Here is an 18,747-nt window from a genome sequence, read left to right as displayed (position 1 = left end):
GGGGAGAAGAACATGGGGATCATTAGAAAACTAGATGATTCACTCTCCAATAAGATAGCAGCTGGTGAAGTAGTAGAGCGACCTGCGTCTGTTGTAAAAGAGCTTGTTGAGAATTCCATAGATGCAGGCAGTACAATCATTGAAATAGAAATAGAAGAAGCCGGGCTTTCTAAGATTAGAATCATAGATAACGGGCATGGTATTGAAGAAGATGATTGTTTAGTAGCATTTGAAAGGCATGCAACAAGTAAAATTAAAGATGAAATAGACTTATTTCGTATTCGAACACTGGGTTTTAGAGGGGAAGCATTGCCGAGTATTGCTTCAGTGTCTGAGCTAGAAATCAAAACTTCAACAGGGCATGGTCCAGGTACTCATCTATCTTTAAAAGGTGGAGTAGTAATTCAACATGAGAAAACGAATAGTCGAAAAGGAACAGAGATTACTGTTCAGAACTTATTCTTTAATACACCTGCTAGATTAAAATACATGAAGACCATTCATACGGAGCTCGGTAATATTACAGATACGGTAAATCGAATTGCAATGGCTTACCCTGAAGTTTCATTTAAGTTAACTCATAATGGAAACAGAATACTTTATACGAATGGAAATGGAAATGTTCTACAAGTATTAGCATCTATCTATGGCATGTCGATTGCAAAAAAACTTATACCATTAGAGTTGGATTCCTTAGATTTTAAAGTTAAAGGTTATATCTCGTTGCCAGAGGTAACAAGGGCTTCGCGTAACTACTTGTCTGTTATTATAAATGGTCGTTTTATAAAAAACTTTCCTATTAGTAAGGCTATCCAAGAAGGATATCATACGTTATTGCCGATTGGCCGTTTCCCCATAGCACTTTTAGAAGTTGAAATGGATCCGTTACTTGTTGATGTAAATGTTCATCCTGCAAAACTCGAGGTAAGAATAAGTAAGGATGCTGAATTAAATGAACTTTTGAAAGAAGGTATTAAATCGGCGTTTAAGGCACAACAGCTTATTCCAACTGTTCAAGCTCCTAAAACGGTGAAGAAGAATGATAGTGTCCAAGAATCGTTTACCTTTACTCATAGTCCGACCACTTTTATTAAGGAACAGAGAGAGTTTGATTTTCTTTCAACGCCCAAAGTGAATACAAACTCTAGTGAAAGATTATTTGATACCCAAGAAGAAAACTCGTTAAATATTATTACTAATGAACAACAGGAAACGGTAGATACAAGATCACAGACATACGAAGAAGAGCTGACGGAAATAATACACGAAACACCTGGGTTAAACGAATCTACTACTGATGATAAAAAAGATAGAATTCCACCTCTATATCCAATTGGGCAAATGCACGGTACGTATATCTTAGCCCAAAACGAGAATGGGCTATATATTGTTGATCAGCATGCTGCTCAGGAACGAGTGAAGTATGAGTATTTTCGAGACAAGGTTGGAGAGGTAAGAAGGGAACTGCAAGACTTATTAGTTCCCATTACTCTGGAATATTCCCATAATGAATATGTCATAGTTGAAGAAAATAAAGATATTTTAGCAGATGTCGGTATATTTCTAGAGGAATTTGGACCTCAAAGCTATATTGTTAGATCGCACCCCCAATGGTTTCCTAAAGGGTTCGAAGAGGAAGTAATAGAGGAGATTATTCAGCAAGTCCTAACTTCAAAAAAAATAGACATTAAGAAGCTAAGAGAAGAAGCGGCTATCATGATGAGCTGTAAAGGATCTATAAAGGCTAACCACTATTTACGTGAATCTGATATTTTCTCATTACTTGAATCTTTACGCCAATCAGAGGACCCGTTTACTTGCCCTCATGGAAGACCAATCATCGTTCATTTCAGTACGTATGAAATGGAAAAACTATTTAAACGAGTCATGTAAAAAGCTGCAAAAAGCAGCTTTCTTTTTTTGTCATTTTGAGCGGGTATGAATATAATATTTTTATTGAATGGAGAATGAAATTTCTGGAATTGGGCATAATAATTTGATGTTGCTACTCTATCTCTACATAATTTTTTATATTTTTGTGATAAAATAGTCCATAGCAAAGAACGGCAGGAATGAGGTAGATGAACAATGAGTAAGGAAAAGCTTGTTGTCATTATCGGTCCTACTGCGGTCGGTAAGACGAAGCTTAGTATAGAGCTGGCAAAGAAATTTAACGGGGAGATTATTAGTGGAGATTCCATGCAAATATACCGTTCAATGGACATTGGCACAGCGAAAGTGAAACCTTCTGAGATGGAAGGAATAATACATCATCTCATTAATTGTAAAGAACCAACAGAAGCATATTCAGCAGCAGAGTTTCAGCATGATGTCAGAGCGGTCATACATGATATTACCAAACGAGGTAAACTTCCTATCATTGTAGGAGGCACGGGGTTATATATACAATCTGTTATATATGATTATCATTTTTCTGACAGGGGTTCAAATGAAAAGGTTAGACAAGAGCTTGAGAAAGAAGTGGAGCTTAAGGGCATTGAGGTCTTAATGGACCGCCTTAAAATTCTAGATCCTAAGAGTGCAGAAAAAATTCACCCCAATAATCATCGTAGGGTAATTAGAGCGCTAGAGGTATACATAACAACAGGAAAACCAATGAGTGACTTCATGGAAGAACAAGAAGACGAATTACTATATGATTTAGCATTAATTGGGTTGACTCTAGAGAGGGAATTATTATATTCTCGTATCAATCAGCGGGTTGATCAAATGGTGGATGAAGGACTTTTTCAAGAGGTAAGATCGTTGTATGATAAGGGTATAAGGGATGTCCAATCTATCCAGGCAATTGGTTATAAAGAGTTATACCAATACTTTGATGGTTTTATTAGTTATGAAGAGTCAATTGAACTTTTGAAAAGAAATTCAAGAAGGTATGCAAAACGCCAATTAACATGGTTTAGAAATAAGATGGATGTTAACTGGTTTGACCTCACAAATGAAGCTTATGAAAAAAAGTTCACTGAAATTATTCAATATATAGCAGGAAAGCTTAATGTTTAATCGAAATAGAAAAGTATAGAGAAATGAGGAGGACTTATTATGAAACAATCTATTAATATCCAAGATCAGTTTTTAAATCAGCTACGCAAAGACAACGCATTTGTAACAGTATATTTACTAAATGGGTTTCAATTAAGGGGAATGGTTAAAGGATTTGATAATTTTACAGTGCTTTTAGAATCTGAAGGGAAACAACAATTAATTTATAAACACGCCATTTCCACATTTGTACCACAAAAGAATGTACAGCTGGATCTTGATCAGCAGTTATCTTAAACCTCGTCTAACGAGGTTTTTTTTCTTCGATTTAATAAAGGGTGTGTGAACATTTGCTTGTCGGGCCTGAGCAAGCCGCTTCCGCTTTTCGGTTTGTCTAGCTTCAGCGGCTAGGCCCTCGAGTCAAATAACCCTGAGTCTAATAAAAGGGAAGGTCATCCTTTTCTTAGCCTCAGGAACATTTGCTTGTCGGGCCTGAGCAAGCCGCTTCCGCTTTTCGGTTTTGTCTAGCTTCAGCGGCTAGGCCCTCGAGTCAAATAACCCTGAGTCTAATAAAAGGGAAGGTCATCCTTTTCTTAGCCTCAGGAACATTTGCTTGTCGGGCCTGAGCAAGCCACTTCCGCTTTTCGGTTTTGTCTAGCTTCAGCGGCTAGGCCCTCGAGTCAAATAACCCTGAGTCTAAGAAAAGGGAAAGTCATCCTTTTCTTAGCCTCAGGAACATTTGCTTGTCGGGCCTGAGCAAGCCGCTTCCGCTTTTCGGTTTGTCTAGCTTCAGCGGCTAGGCCCTCGAGTCAAATAACCCTGAGTCTAATAAAAGGGAAAGTCATCCTTTTCTTAGCCTCAGGAACATTTGCTTGTCGGGCCTGAGCAAGCCGCTTCCGCTTTTCGGTTATTTCTTGGGAAAGCGCATGTGTAGACATTTTTGTGCTTATTTCAGCATTTATCGGTTTGATTTTGTAGAATATAGTCTAACGAATGTGGTTATTTAATAACTTTTTTATAGAAAATTAGGCTTTTGTCACATTTCTTAAACTTTCAACGTATAATGTATGGAAATGAGAGGTGAAAGTCCTTGGATCAACCAATAAAGTTAAAAAATAACGGACAAATTAATATCATTCTGCATGATCAAAAAAAACAACAATCTCATTCCACTAAATTGGAGCGTGAACCGTTTCCTATGGTTGAGGCGCCTGTTAAGCACCCTGAATTAAAACACATAGAAGAAGAATTGGCTAATCTTGTTGGATTAACCGAGATGAAAAAGATGGTTAAGGAAATTTATGCCTGGTTATACATTAATAAAAAGAGGGAAGAACAGGGGCTTAAAGTAGGCAAGCAGGTATTGCATATGTTATTTAAGGGTAATCCTGGTACTGGTAAAACAACAGTAGCCCGTTTATTAGGAAAACTGTTCTTACAAATGAATGTTTTGTCCAAAGGACATTTAATCGAAGCTGAGAGAGCAGATTTAGTTGGGGAATATATTGGTCATACTGCTCAAAAGACTCGTGACCTTATTAAAAAAGCGATGGGTGGAATTTTATTTGTTGATGAAGCATATTCACTAGCTAGAGGTGGAGAGAAGGATTTTGGGAAGGAAGCTATTGATACATTAGTGAAACATATGGAGGATAAACAGCATGACTTTATCTTGATCTTAGCTGGATATTCTCGTGAAATGGAGAACTTCCTTTCTTTAAATCCTGGTCTAAAATCAAGATTTCCAGTCGTATTAGACTTTCCGGATTATTCGGTTGAACAACTAATGGAAATCGCCCAGAGGATGCTTTCGGACAAAGAATATCAGTTTACTAAGGACGCCGAATGGGAACTGAAGAATCATTTAAGGGAAGTGTTACTACAAAATCCAAGATCATTTAGTAATGGTCGATATGTAAGAAATGTAATTGAAAAGACAATTCGTTCTCAAGCAATGAGATTATTACGTAATGAGTCTTATGACAGGCAAGACCTTCTATTGATCCAACGTTATGATCTAGATTTTAGTGTGGAGCATTAGCTCCTCCAAAAATAGGGTCCTTGTTTAACAACAAGGACCCTTTCTTGTGTAGTCTACACCAAGACCAAGAGCGATAGATTATAGAAAATCAGAAAGTTAATATTGAGCGAATCTGAGATTATTCTGTTATAAAATTATGCAAGAAGGCAAAAGTAAAAAGCTTAGGATTATCCCAAGCTTACATAAAGGTTTGTTGATTGTTTTGTTGTTGTTGCCCAATAGCTTTTACAGGTAGCCTCCATTTGTATTGGAGTGATGCCATCCTTAGGATGACAAGTGCTATAAATAAAAAATAAAGAGAATACGAACCTTTTATTATGTTGAATCCAATTAATAAACCGGCAAGTGCAGCCCATACCGCATATATTTCCGCTTTAAACACAACGGGCTTTCTACCGGCAAGTACATCACGAATAATGCCGCCACCGCTACCTGTTAAAACAGCAGCCACAACAACAGCGCTGATTGGGTGGCCCATCTCAGTAGCGTATAGTGCCCCTTGAATTGCAAATGAAGCAAGTCCAATGGCGTCAAAAAAGTTTCCCCAGCGTCTCCAATGCTTTAATAGACCATTAGGAAACAGAAAAATCACAGTAATGGATAACATGGCCAATTGGAACATGTACCCCTGCTCCCATAGGGCGGATACAGGTACACCTATTAATAAATTTCGGATGGCGCCACCACCGAAAGCGGTGACTAACCCTAAAACATAAACACCTAATATATCATACTCTTCTTCCATTGCAATGATACCGCCACTCACTGCAAATGCAATTGTACCAATTATGGTCATAACGTCCCACGTAATCATATTCATTACCTCTCATGTCAATCTTAGATGGCTCGTTATGATTCTATCAGGTATCTGAAGGAAATCAATACATTTTGAATAATTTACATAGTCTAATTAACTCTGTGTCTTTTATATGCTTAAATTTAACGGAGATTTACAACCAAAAAGAAATTCCTATAGATAAAAAGTATTTAAAAACTAGAAGGAGTTTCTAAATAAACTAAGTTTTGGTATGATGGTTTTACTTTGAAATACGACTGGAAGGGGATAAAAGATGGGTACTACGGATCAAGAATTAGAAAGAGTTATTCTTGTTGGCTGCCAGCTCCCGATGGATGATGATGACCGATTTCAATATTCATTAGATGAGTTAGGTTCATTAACAAAGACAGCAAAAGGTACGGTCATATCTATGGTCTCTCAAAAAAGAAATACTGTACATCCTGCTACCTATATAGGGAAAGGGAAAGTAGAGGAGCTTGTCTCGTTAGCTGAAGAACTTGAACCAGATGTGATTATTTTTAATGATGAATTATCACCTAGTCAAATTCGAAATCTCTCCAATGTCTTAGAGGCAAGGGTTATTGATAGAACTCAGCTAATTTTGGATATTTTTGCTCAAAGAGCACGTTCAAGAGAGGGGAAGCTTCAAGTCGAATTAGCACAACTTCAATATTTATTACCACGTCTAGTAGGAAAAGGATTGTCACTTTCTAGGTTAGGTGGTGGGATTGGCACGAGGGGGCCTGGTGAGACAAAACTAGAAACCGATCGCCGCCATATTCATCGTCGAATTGATGATATTAAGTCACAATTAGTAAGTATTGTTCAGCATCGTGAGAGATATCGAGAGAGAAGAAAGCATAATCAATCGTTTCAGCTTGCGCTAGTAGGATATACAAATGCAGGAAAATCAACTTTATTTAACCGCTTAACAGAAGCCGATTCCTATGAAGAAAACCAACTGTTTGCAACACTAGATCCAATGACAAGAAAATGTATTTTGCCCTCTGGGTTCACGTCACTATTAACGGATACTGTAGGGTTTATTCAAGACTTACCTACCTCCTTAATTGCTGCTTTTAGATCGACTTTGGAGGAGGCAAAGGAGGCTGATTTAATTTTACATGTTGTAGATTCTTCTAATCCAGATTATTTTAACCATGAACAAACAGTTTATAAACTTCTAGATGAGCTCAAAGCAGACCAAATTCCGATACTAACGGTCTACAATAAACGGGACCAGAGACATGCGGACTTCGTTCCGTCAACAGGTCATGAATCTATCTTGATTAGTGCCTTTAATGAAGATGATCTTGTCTCATTAAAGTTATTAATACAATCATTAATGATGGATAGTATGGAAGAATATAAAGTCTATATTCCTAATTCAGAAGGAAAGCTACTAGCACAATTAAAATCCACTTCTGTACTAACGGAGCTTACCTTTGATGAAGAAAAGAACAGTTATTTATGTAAGGGATATATTCAACCAACATTGGCCATAACACAGCAACTTAAGAATTTTATGCAATAAGAAAGGAAGTAACATGTTACAGTACTTGAAACACGGCGAGAAACTTGAACACATCGTAAATGAAACAGAAAATATGATTCAATCAATATTTCAAAATATAGATACTAATGCTGAAAAGAATCAGTTTAGACTATTACAGGCTTACCGCAAACATCGTGTGAGTGATTCACATTTTATCCCAACTACAGGGTATGGTTATGACGATATTGGAAGAGATACTTTGGAAGAAATATATGCGGAAGTCTTTGGTGGTGAAGCTGGCTTAGTAAGGCCACAAATAATCTCAGGTACTCACGCAATCTCGATCTCGTTGTTTGGGATTTTAAGACCAGGGGATGAATTATTGTACATAACAGGTAAACCGTATGACACGCTTGAAGAAATTGTTGGCTTAAGAGGAAATGGAATTGGCTCGTTAAAAGACTTCAAGATTGATTATAATACAGTACATCTAACGCCTGAAGGCCAAATTGATTACGAGGCAGTTCAAGAAGCCATCAAACCTACTACCAAGATGATTGGAATACAACGCTCTAAAGGTTATGCAACAAGACCATCATTTACAATTGAAGAAATCAAGTCCATGGTTGAGTTTGTTAAATCAATAAAGCCAGACGTTATAGTCTTTGTTGATAACTGTTATGGGGAGTTTGTAGAAGATCTTGAACCTTGTCATATAGGTGCCGATTTAATGGCGGGCTCTCTAATTAAGAATCCTGGTGGAGGACTTGTGAAAACAGGTGGTTACATTGTAGGGAAAAAATCATTAGTAGAAGCATGTAGCTACAGAATGACATCACCGGGAATAGGAGCTGAAGCGGGTGCCTCCTTATATAGTCTACAAGAAATGTATCAAGGTTTCTTTATGGCACCACACACAGTAAGCCAAGCTTTAAAAGGCGCAGTCTTTACTTCTGCTTTTCTAGAGAAACTCGGATTTAATACAAGTCCTAAGTGGAATAGCAAAAGAACCGATTTAATTCAATCAGTCCAATTTGATGATCGCGAGAAAATGGTGGCGTTTTGCCAGGCTATTCAATATGCATCTCCAATTAATAGCCATGTTACTCCATACCCAAATTATATGCCAGGGTATGAAGATGATGTTATTATGGCTGCAGGTACATTTGTTCAAGGAGCAAGTATTGAATTATCAGCTGATGGTCCCTTAAGACCACCTTATGTTGCATATGTGCAAGGGGGACTTACTTATACACATGTAAAAATGGCGATCTGTTCTGCAGTAGATTCATTAATTGATAAAGGATTGTTTAAATAATAAAAAGTAAGGGAAATGTAAAAAGGGCAAAACATTATTCCCTTTTTACAATGAGTTCATGTAATAAAACCTAACATTATATTGACACATTTTCTTACATGGCATACAATAAAATAGAGATAGAAAAAAAGGAGGATTGGTTATGGGCGATAACATACGTCGGAATATGCCTTTGTTCCCGATGGGGATAGTGATGAGCTTGACAGAGTTATCCGCACGCCAAATCCGCTATTACGAAGAACATGATCTGGTTAGACCTGCTAGAACCGATGGGAATCGTCGTCTTTTCTCATTTAATGATGTAGACCGATTACTTGAGATAAAAGAAATGATCGATCAGGGTGTCAACATGGCAGGAATTAAGAAAGTCCTTCAAGTAGCAAATCAACAAGAAGCTCAGCAAGAAGCAACCACTGAATCTGTCGTAAAGAAAGAGTTAAGTGACGAAGAGCTTCGAAAACTATTAAAATCCGAACTTATTCAAGCTGGTCGCTTTAACCGAACTTCATTGCGGCAAGGGGATATGTCGAGATTCTTTCATTAAGGATCACTAATAAAGGGGAGGAATAGTAGTATGGCGAAATTTACTAAAGAGGATATTTTCCGTATTTCACAAGAAGAGAATGTTAAGTACATCCGTTTACAATTTACTGATCTTTTAGGAATTATTAAGAACGTTGAAATTCCTGTAAGTCAATTAGAAAAAGCTTTAGACAATAAGATGATGTTTGATGGATCTTCAATTGAAGGATTCGTTAGAATTGAAGAATCAGATATGTACTTATACCCTGATCTAGACACTTGGGTTGTGTTCCCATGGACAGCTGAAAAAGGAAAAGTAGCTCGTTTAATTTGCGACATCTATAATCCAGATGGTACACCTTTTGAAGGTGACCCACGTAATAACCTTAAGCGTATTCTAAAGGAAATGGAAGAACTAGGATTTACCGATTTTAATCTTGGACCTGAGCCAGAATTCTTCTTATTCAAACTAGATGCAAAAGGAGAACCTACTCTAGAGTTAAACGATGCCGGTGGATACTTTGACCTTGCTCCAACAGACTTAGGTGAGAACTGTCGTCGCGACATCGTATTAGAACTAGAAGAGATGGGCTTTGAGATTGAAGCATCTCACCACGAAGTTGCACCAGGTCAGCATGAAATCGACTTTAAATATGCAAATGCTCTTAAAGCGTGTGATGATATTCAAACATTTAAGTTAGTTGTAAAAACTATTGCTCGTAAGCACGGTTTGCATGCTACATTTATGCCAAAGCCACTTTTTGGTGTGAACGGTTCAGGTATGCACTGTAATGTTTCCTTATTCAAGAATGGAGAAAATGCATTCTTTGATGAAAATGGAGAATTACAATTGAGTGAAACTGCTCGTCAGTTTATTGCGGGTATTTTAAAACATGCTACAAATTTCACAGCTGTAACAAATCCAACTGTTAATTCATATAAGCGACTTGTTCCTGGTTACGAGGCTCCTTGTTATGTAGCTTGGTCAGCTAGAAACAGAAGTCCATTAATACGTATTCCTTCTTCTCGTGGATTAAGTACACGTGTTGAAGTTAGAAGTGTTGACCCTGCAGCAAACCCATATTTAGCAATGTCGGTTTTATTAGCAGCTGGTCTTGATGGAATTAAGAATAAGTTACAACCACCAAAAGCAGTTGACCGCAATATCTATGTCATGAATAAAGAAGAGCGTTTAGAGAACGGAATTGCTGATTTACCTGCTACTTTATTCCATGCATTAGAGAATCTGAAGACTGACGAAGTAATCATTAATGCACTAGGTAGACATATTCTAGAACACTTTGTAGAAGCAAAAGAAATTGAATGGGATATGTTCAGAACTCAAGTTCATCCTTGGGAGCGCGAGCAATATATGACGATTTACTAAAAAGATGGCCTTGTGCCATCTTTTTTTTTGTAAAAAACCTAAAAGAAAAGAAGGCATTGTAGAGACAATGCCTTCTTTTAATAATTAATGAAGAGTACGATATACCCCGATTACCTTACCTAGAATAGAGACACTCTTTAATAGAATGGGTTCTAATGTTGAATTCTCTGGTTGTAGTCTGAAGTAGTCTCGTTCTTTAAAAAATCTTTTTACTGTAGCTTCATCGTCTTCAGTCATTGCAACAACAATATCACCATTATTTGCAGTGTTTTGTTGACGCACTAGCACGAGGTCACCATCGAATATTCCAGCCTCTATCATACTATCACCCATGATCTCTAACATAAATACTTTTTCATCAGGTGAAACAAAGCGATCTGGTATTGGAAAATAATCGTCAACGTTCTCTATTGCTGTGATGGGTAAACCGGCAGTGACTTTTCCTAGTATGGGAACATTAATCACAGTGCCTGTAGAAATAGGTTGTACAATTTCTTGATCTAGTATCTCTATCGCCCTTGGCTTAGTCGGATCGCGACGGATAAGCCCTTTACTTTCTAGCCTTGCTAAATGTCCATGTACAGTTGAGCTAGAAGCTAAGCCAACTGCTTCCCCAATCTCCCGAACAGAAGGTGGATATCCTTTTAGTTGGACTTCTTTCTTAATAAATTCAAGTATATCTTGTTGACGCTTTGATAGTTTCTTCATTGGTACACCTCAATGTCTCCATAATATTACATAAATTATAGCATGTTCCAATAAAATATACAAACATAAGTTCGAAGAAAATCTATTGACTAAAACGTTTGTTCGTATTATTATTTGATTAAAGGGAACAAACATTCTTATTTGGGGGAATTTGAAGATGTCTATCAAACCAATGAATCTATCATTTTACATAGTCTTTATTATGAGTATTTCAGTATTTTTTATATTAGCTTACTTCCTTAGTGATAATAGAATCGAAGAAAATTATGCACAGGTAGTTATTACCGAGAATCAATCCATATGGGAGTTAGCCATACAATTTTCTTCTGAACATTCATTAACTCCTTCGGAATTCGTTCATTGGGTTGAGAAAAATAACTCTATTGATCCGGATTTTGTAAAAGCAGGAACTGCAATAACTATACCTGTAAAAAAAGAGTTAGAAGACGATTCAATGTTTTTGCTAGCTGACGGAGGAACTAATTAAGTTGAATGCTGTTATCTACGCCAGGGTAAGCACCGAAAAAAGTAATCAAGAAACCTCTCTTCATAGACAGGAGCAAGAGTTAACTCTACTAGCAAATGACCTGAATCTAAATGTTATTAAAGTTATTAAGGAGAAAGAGAGCGGTTTTGAAATAAACCGTGAAGGTATTTTTGAAATACTTGAACTTATTAAAGAAAATAGAATAGATGTGCTACTTGTTCAAGATGATACCCGAATAGGTAGAGGGAACGCTAAACTTGCATTAATTCACTTATTTCAAAAAGAAGGTATAAAAATTATTGCATCCATTAATCAAGGTGATGTTGAACTTTCTGATGGAGACTCTATGGTATTAAACATTGTAAGTTTAGTTGAGGATTTTCAACGAAAACTCCAAAATATTAAGATTAGTAGAGGCATGCAAAAGGCAATGAGAGATGGCTATAACCCAGTTAAGAATTTAACTAATACTCATAATAGTTCTGGCCGTAACAAAATTGAAGTCCCGATTGAGGAAATTGTAAGGCTTAGAAGAAATGATTTAACATTTACTGAAATTACATCTACTTTAAACGGTTTAGGGTATAATATCTCAAAAGCAACGATAAATCGAAGATATAATGATTATGTAAAGGGTAAAATGTAACCTGCTTGATACAAGCAGGTTCTTTTAGTATGATACCAATATGTTTAAGAAGGTTGTAAAGGAGTATAGAATCTATGATATCACAGGAAAAACTAGCAAGAATAAACCATCTATCAAAGAAGTCAAAAGAGGTAGGACTTACTGGTCCTGAAGCAGAAGAACAAAAAAAGCTTAGAGAAGAATACATAAAAGCTTTTAGAGGGCAAATGGTTGAGCATTTACATTCTATTAAAGTTGTAGATGAAAAGGGTAATGATGTTACACCTGAAAAATTAAGAAACAGTAAAGAAAATAGAAAAAATCTTCATTAGTAATAATTTAGGTTGTTCATCATCAAATTAAAGGATATGATGAAAATAAATTTTTTAATTGAAAGGATGAATGTTATGGAAACAATTGATCAATTATCAATTAACTCAATTCGAACATTATCAATTGATGCGATAGAAAAGGCAAATTCAGGACATCCTGGAATGCCAATGGGTGCTGCGCCGATGGCATATACACTTTGGACGCAATTTATGAATCACAACCCAAAAAACCCACAATGGTTTAATAGAGACCGTTTTGTGTTATCTGCTGGCCATGGTTCAATGCTTCTATATAGTTTATTACATATATCTGGTTATGATTTATCAATGGAAGATATTAAAAATTTCCGTCAATGGGGGAGTAAGACTCCAGGTCACCCTGAATTTAGACATACACCTGGTGTTGAAGCCACAACTGGACCTTTAGGTCAAGGTATTGCGATGGCAGTTGGTATGGCAATGGCAGAGAGGCACCTAGCTGCTAAATACAACCAACCTGGATTTGATCTTGTTGACCACTTTACATATACAATTTGTGGAGATGGCGATTTAATGGAAGGAGTTTCAGCTGAAGCCGCTTCTCTCGCTGCTCATCTCCGTCTAGGTAAACTTGTTGTATTATACGATTCAAATGATATCTCCTTAGATGGTGAACTTGATCGTGCATTTACAGAAAGCGTAGAAGGTCGTTTTAAAGCTTACGGATGGCAAGTGATTCGCGTTGAGGATGGCAACGATATTAAAGAATTATCAAGTGCATTATCTGAAGCAAAAACAGATTTAAATCGTCCTACTCTAATAGAAGTTAAAACTACTATAGGATATGGTTCTCCTAATATGTCAGGTACATCTGATGTCCACGGTTCTCCACTTGGAGCTGAAGAAACAAAACTGACAAAAGAGGCTTATAAATGGACATTTGAACAAGACTTCCATGTGCCGGATGAAGTATATGACCACTTTAAAAAAGAAGTGGTTGAAAAAGGTGAGAAAGCAGAGCTTGAATATAATCAAATCTTTGCAGAGTATGAATCGGCTTATCCAGAGTTAGCTGCTGAACTTAAGACTGCTATAAATGGTGAGCTTCCTAAAGGTTGGGATAAGGATCTTCCTGTCTACGAATCAGGTAAAGCATTAGCAAGCCGTGCTTCATCAGGTGAGGCTCTTAACGCTATAGCAAAAAATCTTCCATTCTTTTTTGGTGGATCAGCCGATTTAGCTGGATCTAACAAAACCTTAATTAAAGGTGCAGCTGATTTCACAAGCGAGGATTACAGCGGTAGAAATATTTGGTTTGGTGTACGTGAATTTGCAATGGGAGCAGCTCTAAACGGTTTAGCTCTTCATGGTGGTGTAAAGGTTTATGGAGGAACATTCTTTGTATTCTCTGATTACCTTCGTCCTGCCATACGTTTAGCGGCTTTAATGCAACTACCTGTAACATATGTGTTTACACATGATAGTATTGCAGTTGGTGAAGATGGCCCAACACATGAACCTATCGAGCAACTTCCGTCCTTACGCTCTATGCCAGGTTTAGATGTAATTCGACCAGCAGACGGTAATGAAACAGTTGCAGCATGGAAATTAGCTCTTGAATCAACACATACACCAACAGCTCTAGTCCTAACAAGACAAAATCTTCCTACTTTAGATTCAACGAAGGAAGAAGCATATGAGGGAGTAAAGAACGGCGCTTATGTAGTGTCTAAGAGTACAAAAGAAGTTCCGGATGCACTATTACTTGCAACTGGATCAGAGGTTGGGTTGGCTGTAGAAGCGCAAAAAGTATTAAACGAAGAAGGGATATCAGTTTCTGTTGTAAGTATGCCATCATGGTATCGCTTTGAACAACAATCAAACGAATATAAAGAGTCTGTACTACCTAAATCGGTGAAAAAACGTTTAGGGATAGAAATGGCTATGCCACTTGGGTGGGAGCGCTATGTTGGAGATGAAGGAGAAATTATTGGTATCCATACTTTTGGTGCCTCTGCTCCTGGAGACATCGTGATGAGAGAATACGGATTCTCAGTAGAAAATGTGGTTAATCGAACTAAACAATTAATAAAAGGTTAAATAGTAAAAGTCTCTTATCTGTTGATAGGGGGCTTTTTTTCGACAAAAAAACATTATTCCTCTCCCGACCGATAGACAAATTTTTTAATAGGCTTCTGCTATAATATCCATACGATAAGGTGATTAGGGGGGAAGGGAATGAGAGAATATACGATCTACTGGATGGAGGAAGAGTTTGCTCACCATTATTTTGGTAGAGAAGGAATGTTTTATAATCTTTTTGCAGAATCTAACGTTGCTAGGGGAGAGTTGAAAACCATCCTTTCTAAACAAGTAGACTATATCACCAAGCCAATTCCATCTATCCATTTCAATCAGTTTATAGAATCAGAGTTAAAACAAAACAAAAGCTATCATTTTACGATAAATGGACACTGTGTTGAAGGGCAAGATAGTGGAAGTTTTGCTTGCCTGGCTGTTTCTGAACGAAGTATGACATTAGTGGCAAAAGGGAAATATGAAGCTGAAATGGTGTTTTTTGAACTATTAAAGAAATGGGATTCACGATTTTTAGCTGTTAATGTGAAACAGGCTAGTTTTGGTTGGATTTCACCAGTGAAGCAACGAAAATTTGTGTAATTATTACTTTCATATTGTATAATGGATTAGGTTTTAGTACACTGTAGTATAGACAACTTGAAGGAGGAAGATTCATGGAATTATGGGTAGGTATTCTAGTTGGTGTTCTAGCATTAGTTGCTGGGGTAGCACTAGGATTTTTTATAGCACGTCAATACATGATGAATTACTTAAAGAAAAACCCGCCAATTAACGAGCAAATGCTTCGTGCGATGATGATGCAAATGGGCCAAAAACCTTCTCAGAAGAAGATTAACCAAATGATGAAGGCTATGAATAACCAAATGAAATAAAAATGGACAAGCACTCACTATAGACTGAGTGCTTTTCTTTTTATACGGTGTTTTATATAATATGTTTTATTCAAGATAAAAGGAATGAAAGAAATGGACACAAAACTTTTGGTACCAAAAATCTCAATCGAGCAAGTCTTGGCAGATACCTATAAGCTTATTGACGTACGCTCTCCTAGTGAATACGAAGAGTTTCACATTCCAGGTGCGATCAGTTTGCCTATCTTTTCAGACGAAGAACGTGCCAAAGTAGGTACTATATATAAACAAAAGGGTAATGATCAAGCAAAGGATATCGGAGTAGAAATACTCTCGTCCAAACTTCCTCATTTTTATGAGAAGATAAAAAGCTTCCATTTACAAGATACATCAAAACCATTGGTTGTTTACTGTTGGCGTGGTGGAATGAGGAGTAAATCTATTGTAACCATGATGGGAGCACTTGATATTCCTATACTACAATTAGATAGAGGGATTAGATCGTATCGTCAATTGATCATAAATGAATTACATGCTACTAAAAATTTTTCAAAGAGATTTGTCGTAGTAGAGGGACTTACTGGTACAAGAAAGACGGATATATTAGCTGAGTTACAAAAACGTGAATACCCAGTAATTAATATTGAAGAATTAGCGAGTCATCGTGGTTCTATATTTGGACAGATTGGCTTAAAGCCAAGAAGTCAAAAGGAATTTGAGAGTTTGTTGTACCATCGTTTAATTGAGCTGACAGATTCACCTTATTATATAATTGAAGCAGAAAGCAAACGATTAGGTAGTATTGTTCTACCTGATTTCTTACTAGAAGGTAAGGAAAACGGTAGTCGGATTCATATTGATATGGAGTTATCAGAAAGAGCAAGAACAATTTGTGCCACTTATCAATATGAAAAGAATAAGGAGGAATTTGAACACGCTATTTTCCGATTGAAGAAGCATTTCCCTCCTCAAACTTTTGAGACGATGCTAGAGAAGTTACATCAAGGTAAGATCCATTCAGTAGTAGAGGTTTTCCTGAGGGATTATTATGACCCCAAATACGAATATACTTCTAAAAAGTACACAACTCCTGTCCACAGATTATTTATTACATCGCTAGAGGATGGAGTAGAGCAAGTTCAACGTAAAATTAATGAATTAGTGTCAAGTTATACATTGGTGTAAAGGAGCAGTTGCTCCTTTTTTTGCTGTTTATGTAATTAATTATTCTGTTTTTATCTACATATACCTAGTGATTTATTTTAATAATACAATTTTTTGTAAAATTTATAATCTTTCTAAAGAATCTATGCTAAACTAATCTTCGAAATGTAACTAGGATGGTGTAGACATGAGTATTTTCAAAGATTTGTGGTGGTTCTTTAAAGCTGAAAAGAAATCCTATGGGTTTGGAGTAGTATTACTTGCGTTTGTTGCGTTATTAGAACTTTTACCACCGATGGTAATTGGTATTGTAGTTGACCACATTAATAACAAGACACTGTCAAATGAAATTTTATTTCAATGGCTTGGTATTTTATTAGCAATGGCGGTTTCTGTCTATTTGCTTAGATATTTATGGAGAATTATGATTTTTGGTGCTTCAGTTCGATTAGCACGATTATTACGTAATCGATTATATGAGCACTTCACCAAGATGTCGCAACAATTTTATCAAAGAAGACGTACAGGTGACTTAATGGCTCATTCAACCAATGACCTACAGGCTATTCAACAAACAGCTGGAGATGGAATTCTAACATTAGTTGATTCCATTATTACAGGAAGTTTTGTCATTATTGCTATGGCTACAACAATTAGCTGGAAATTGACATTAATATGTTTAATTCCGATGCCGTTTATGGCAATCTTAACAAATTATTATGGAACACTTCTACATAATAGGTTTCATAAGGCACAAGAAGCTTTCTCTACCTTAAATGATAAGGTTCAGGAAAGTGTAACAGGAATAAAAGTAATTAAAACGTTTGGTCAAGAGAAGGAAGATACAGAAGAATTTGTACAGCAATCCAAAGATGTAGTAAATAAGAATGTATCTGTTGCAAGAATTGATGCATTGTTTGATCCAACCATATCCTTTATTGTAGGTATTTCCTTTATTTTAGCAATTGTCTTTGGTTCACGCTTTGTGTTATCTGGTGAGTTATCGATTGGACAGCTCATTTCCTTTACAACATATCTAGGCTTACTAATTTGGCCAATGCTGGCATTTGGTTGGTTATTCAATATAGTTGAACGTGGAAGAGCTTCATATGACCGTGTTCAAGGTCTATTATCTGAACAAGAAGACATCATTGATCAGGACAATGCTCTCACTTCCCGACCGTCTGGCTCCATCAGATATGCTATTGATTCGTTTGTCTACCCAACAAGTGATAAGGTTGTCTTAGAGGATATTCACTTTACTTTAAATCAGGGACAAACTTTAGGTATTGTAGGGAAAACAGGCTCAGGGAAAACAACTTTACTTAAATTATTACTTCGTGAGTTTGAGGGATATGAGGGGTCCATTCATTATGGTAATCTAACGCTTTCTGCCTATCACAGAAATGCATTACGAGAGTCTATCGGTTATGTCCCACAGGATCATTTTCTATTTTCTGCTACGGTTGCTGATAATATTGCATTTGCTAAACCTGAATCATCATTCCAAGAAATTATTGATGCAGCTAAGCTAGCTAATATTCATGACGATATCATCCAATTTACTGACGGATACGAAACAGTTGTTGGGGAACGCGGAGTTTCACTATCAGGAGGACAAAAACAGAGAATTTCAATTGCGAGAGCGCTAATTGTTGAACCTGAAGTGTTAATATTGGATGATTCATTATCAGCAGTAGACGCTAAGACAGAAGAAAGTATTTTAACTTCTTTAAAGAATAATCGATCTGGAAAAACAACTATTATTACCTCACATCGATTAAGTGCCATTGAGCACGCTGATTTAATTATTGTGTTAGATCAAGGACGGATTGTTCAAAGAGGAACTCATTACGATCTAATGAAAGAAGAAGGCTGGTACAAGGATATGTACAATCGCCAGCAACTAGAATCACTCGTAGAGCATGGAGGATAG

The 18,747-nt window shown here is 36.7% G+C and carries 18 protein-coding genes; 16 read left to right on the top strand and 2 right to left on the bottom strand.

Features of this window, described 5'->3' with window-relative positions; all coding sequences use genetic code 11:
- Nucleotides 1-12 precede the first annotated feature (12 nt).
- From mutL to spoVK, 4 genes are all read left to right on the top strand, one after another.
- Nucleotides 13-1,893 carry a DNA mismatch repair endonuclease MutL gene (mutL, locus tag LT143_RS03455; protein ID WP_246939714.1) on the top strand — a complete coding sequence of 627 codons (1,881 nt, stop codon included), beginning with the start codon at nt 13-15 and terminating at the stop codon, nt 1,891-1,893.
- Between the two features lie 195 nt (nt 1,894-2,088).
- A complete protein-coding gene (gene miaA, locus LT143_RS03450) occupies nt 2,089-3,024 on the top strand; it encodes a tRNA (adenosine(37)-N6)-dimethylallyltransferase MiaA (RefSeq protein ID WP_246939711.1) in 936 nt (311 codons plus the stop codon).
- Nucleotides 3,025-3,063: 39 nt separating this feature from the next.
- On the top strand, nt 3,064-3,300 hold the full coding sequence (gene hfq / locus LT143_RS03445; RefSeq protein WP_246939708.1) for an RNA chaperone Hfq: 237 nt from the start codon (nt 3,064-3,066) through the stop codon (nt 3,298-3,300).
- Nucleotides 3,301-4,093: 793 nt separating this feature from the next.
- Nucleotides 4,094-5,044 (top strand): stage V sporulation protein K, encoded by a 951-nt coding sequence (spoVK, locus tag LT143_RS03440; RefSeq protein WP_246939706.1) that lies wholly within the window; start codon nt 4,094-4,096, stop codon nt 5,042-5,044.
- A gap of 178 nt (nt 5,045-5,222) precedes the next feature.
- Here spoVK and LT143_RS03435 read toward each other — a convergent pair whose 3' ends face one another.
- Entirely contained in the window at nt 5,223-5,855 is a 633-nt protein-coding gene (locus tag LT143_RS03435; RefSeq protein WP_246940369.1) for a trimeric intracellular cation channel family protein, read from the bottom strand.
- A 259-nt stretch (nt 5,856-6,114) separates the two neighbouring features.
- Here LT143_RS03435 and hflX point away from each other — a divergent pair, with 259 nt between their 5' ends.
- The 4 genes from hflX to glnA all read left to right on the top strand — a co-directional run bounded on the left by hflX (nt 6,115) and on the right by glnA (nt 10,565).
- A complete protein-coding gene (gene hflX / locus LT143_RS03430) occupies nt 6,115-7,377 on the top strand; it encodes a GTPase HflX (RefSeq protein ID WP_246939702.1) in 1,263 nt (420 codons plus the stop codon).
- Between the two features lie 13 nt (nt 7,378-7,390).
- Nucleotides 7,391-8,656 (top strand): methionine gamma-lyase family protein, encoded by a 1,266-nt coding sequence (locus LT143_RS03425; protein ID WP_246939699.1) that lies wholly within the window; start codon nt 7,391-7,393, stop codon nt 8,654-8,656.
- 142 nt (nt 8,657-8,798) lie between these two features.
- On the top strand, nt 8,799-9,200 hold the full coding sequence (locus tag LT143_RS03420; protein WP_246939696.1) for a MerR family transcriptional regulator: 402 nt from the start codon (nt 8,799-8,801) through the stop codon (nt 9,198-9,200).
- A 30-nt stretch (nt 9,201-9,230) separates the two neighbouring features.
- Nucleotides 9,231-10,565: a type I glutamate--ammonia ligase gene (glnA, locus tag LT143_RS03415; protein WP_246939693.1), complete on the top strand. Its 1,335-nt coding sequence runs from the start codon at nt 9,231-9,233 to the stop codon at nt 10,563-10,565.
- Between the two features lie 84 nt (nt 10,566-10,649).
- On the opposite strand, the gene lexA is transcribed toward glnA, so the two are convergent.
- Nucleotides 10,650-11,273 carry a transcriptional repressor LexA gene (gene lexA, locus LT143_RS03410; protein WP_246939690.1) on the bottom strand — a complete coding sequence of 208 codons (624 nt, stop codon included), beginning with the start codon at nt 11,271-11,273 and terminating at the stop codon, nt 10,650-10,652.
- Nucleotides 11,274-11,430: 157 nt separating this feature from the next.
- On the opposite strand from lexA, the gene yneA reads away from it, so the two are divergent.
- The 8 genes from yneA (at nt 11,431) to LT143_RS03370 (ending at nt 18,747) form a co-directional block, all read left to right on the top strand.
- The gene (yneA, locus tag LT143_RS03405; RefSeq protein ID WP_246939687.1) at nt 11,431-11,760 is read left to right on the top strand and encodes a cell division suppressor protein YneA; all 330 of its coding nucleotides are present in this window, start codon (nt 11,431-11,433) and stop codon (nt 11,758-11,760) included.
- A 1-nt stretch (nt 11,761) separates the two neighbouring features.
- On the top strand, nt 11,762-12,406 hold the full coding sequence (locus tag LT143_RS03400; protein WP_246939684.1) for a YneB family resolvase-like protein: 645 nt from the start codon (nt 11,762-11,764) through the stop codon (nt 12,404-12,406).
- Between the two features lie 74 nt (nt 12,407-12,480).
- Complete coding sequence (locus tag LT143_RS03395) at nt 12,481-12,717, top strand: DUF896 domain-containing protein (RefSeq protein ID WP_246939681.1); 237 nt, start codon at nt 12,481-12,483, stop codon at nt 12,715-12,717.
- A gap of 75 nt (nt 12,718-12,792) precedes the next feature.
- Nucleotides 12,793-14,796 (top strand): transketolase, encoded by a 2,004-nt coding sequence (tkt, locus tag LT143_RS03390; RefSeq protein WP_418909798.1) that lies wholly within the window; start codon nt 12,793-12,795, stop codon nt 14,794-14,796.
- A 138-nt stretch (nt 14,797-14,934) separates the two neighbouring features.
- Nucleotides 14,935-15,375 carry a sporulation inhibitor of replication protein SirA gene (gene sirA / locus LT143_RS03385; RefSeq protein ID WP_246939675.1) on the top strand — a complete coding sequence of 147 codons (441 nt, stop codon included), beginning with the start codon at nt 14,935-14,937 and terminating at the stop codon, nt 15,373-15,375.
- Between the two features lie 74 nt (nt 15,376-15,449).
- The gene (locus tag LT143_RS03380; protein WP_246939672.1) at nt 15,450-15,668 is read left to right on the top strand and encodes a YneF family protein; all 219 of its coding nucleotides are present in this window, start codon (nt 15,450-15,452) and stop codon (nt 15,666-15,668) included.
- A 93-nt stretch (nt 15,669-15,761) separates the two neighbouring features.
- On the top strand, nt 15,762-16,832 hold the full coding sequence (gene mnmH / locus LT143_RS03375) for a tRNA 2-selenouridine(34) synthase MnmH (RefSeq protein WP_246939669.1): 1,071 nt from the start codon (nt 15,762-15,764) through the stop codon (nt 16,830-16,832).
- 166 nt (nt 16,833-16,998) lie between these two features.
- Nucleotides 16,999-18,747, top strand: coding sequence for an ABC transporter transmembrane domain-containing protein (locus LT143_RS03370; protein WP_246939666.1), 1,749 nt, complete (start codon nt 16,999-17,001; stop codon nt 18,745-18,747).

The sequence above is a fragment of the Bacillus pinisoli genome (assembly GCF_023036475.1).
Classification (GTDB): domain Bacteria; phylum Bacillota; class Bacilli; order Bacillales; family SA4; genus Bacillus_BS; species Bacillus_BS pinisoli.
This window is presented reverse-complemented; position numbering and strand designations above follow the sequence as displayed.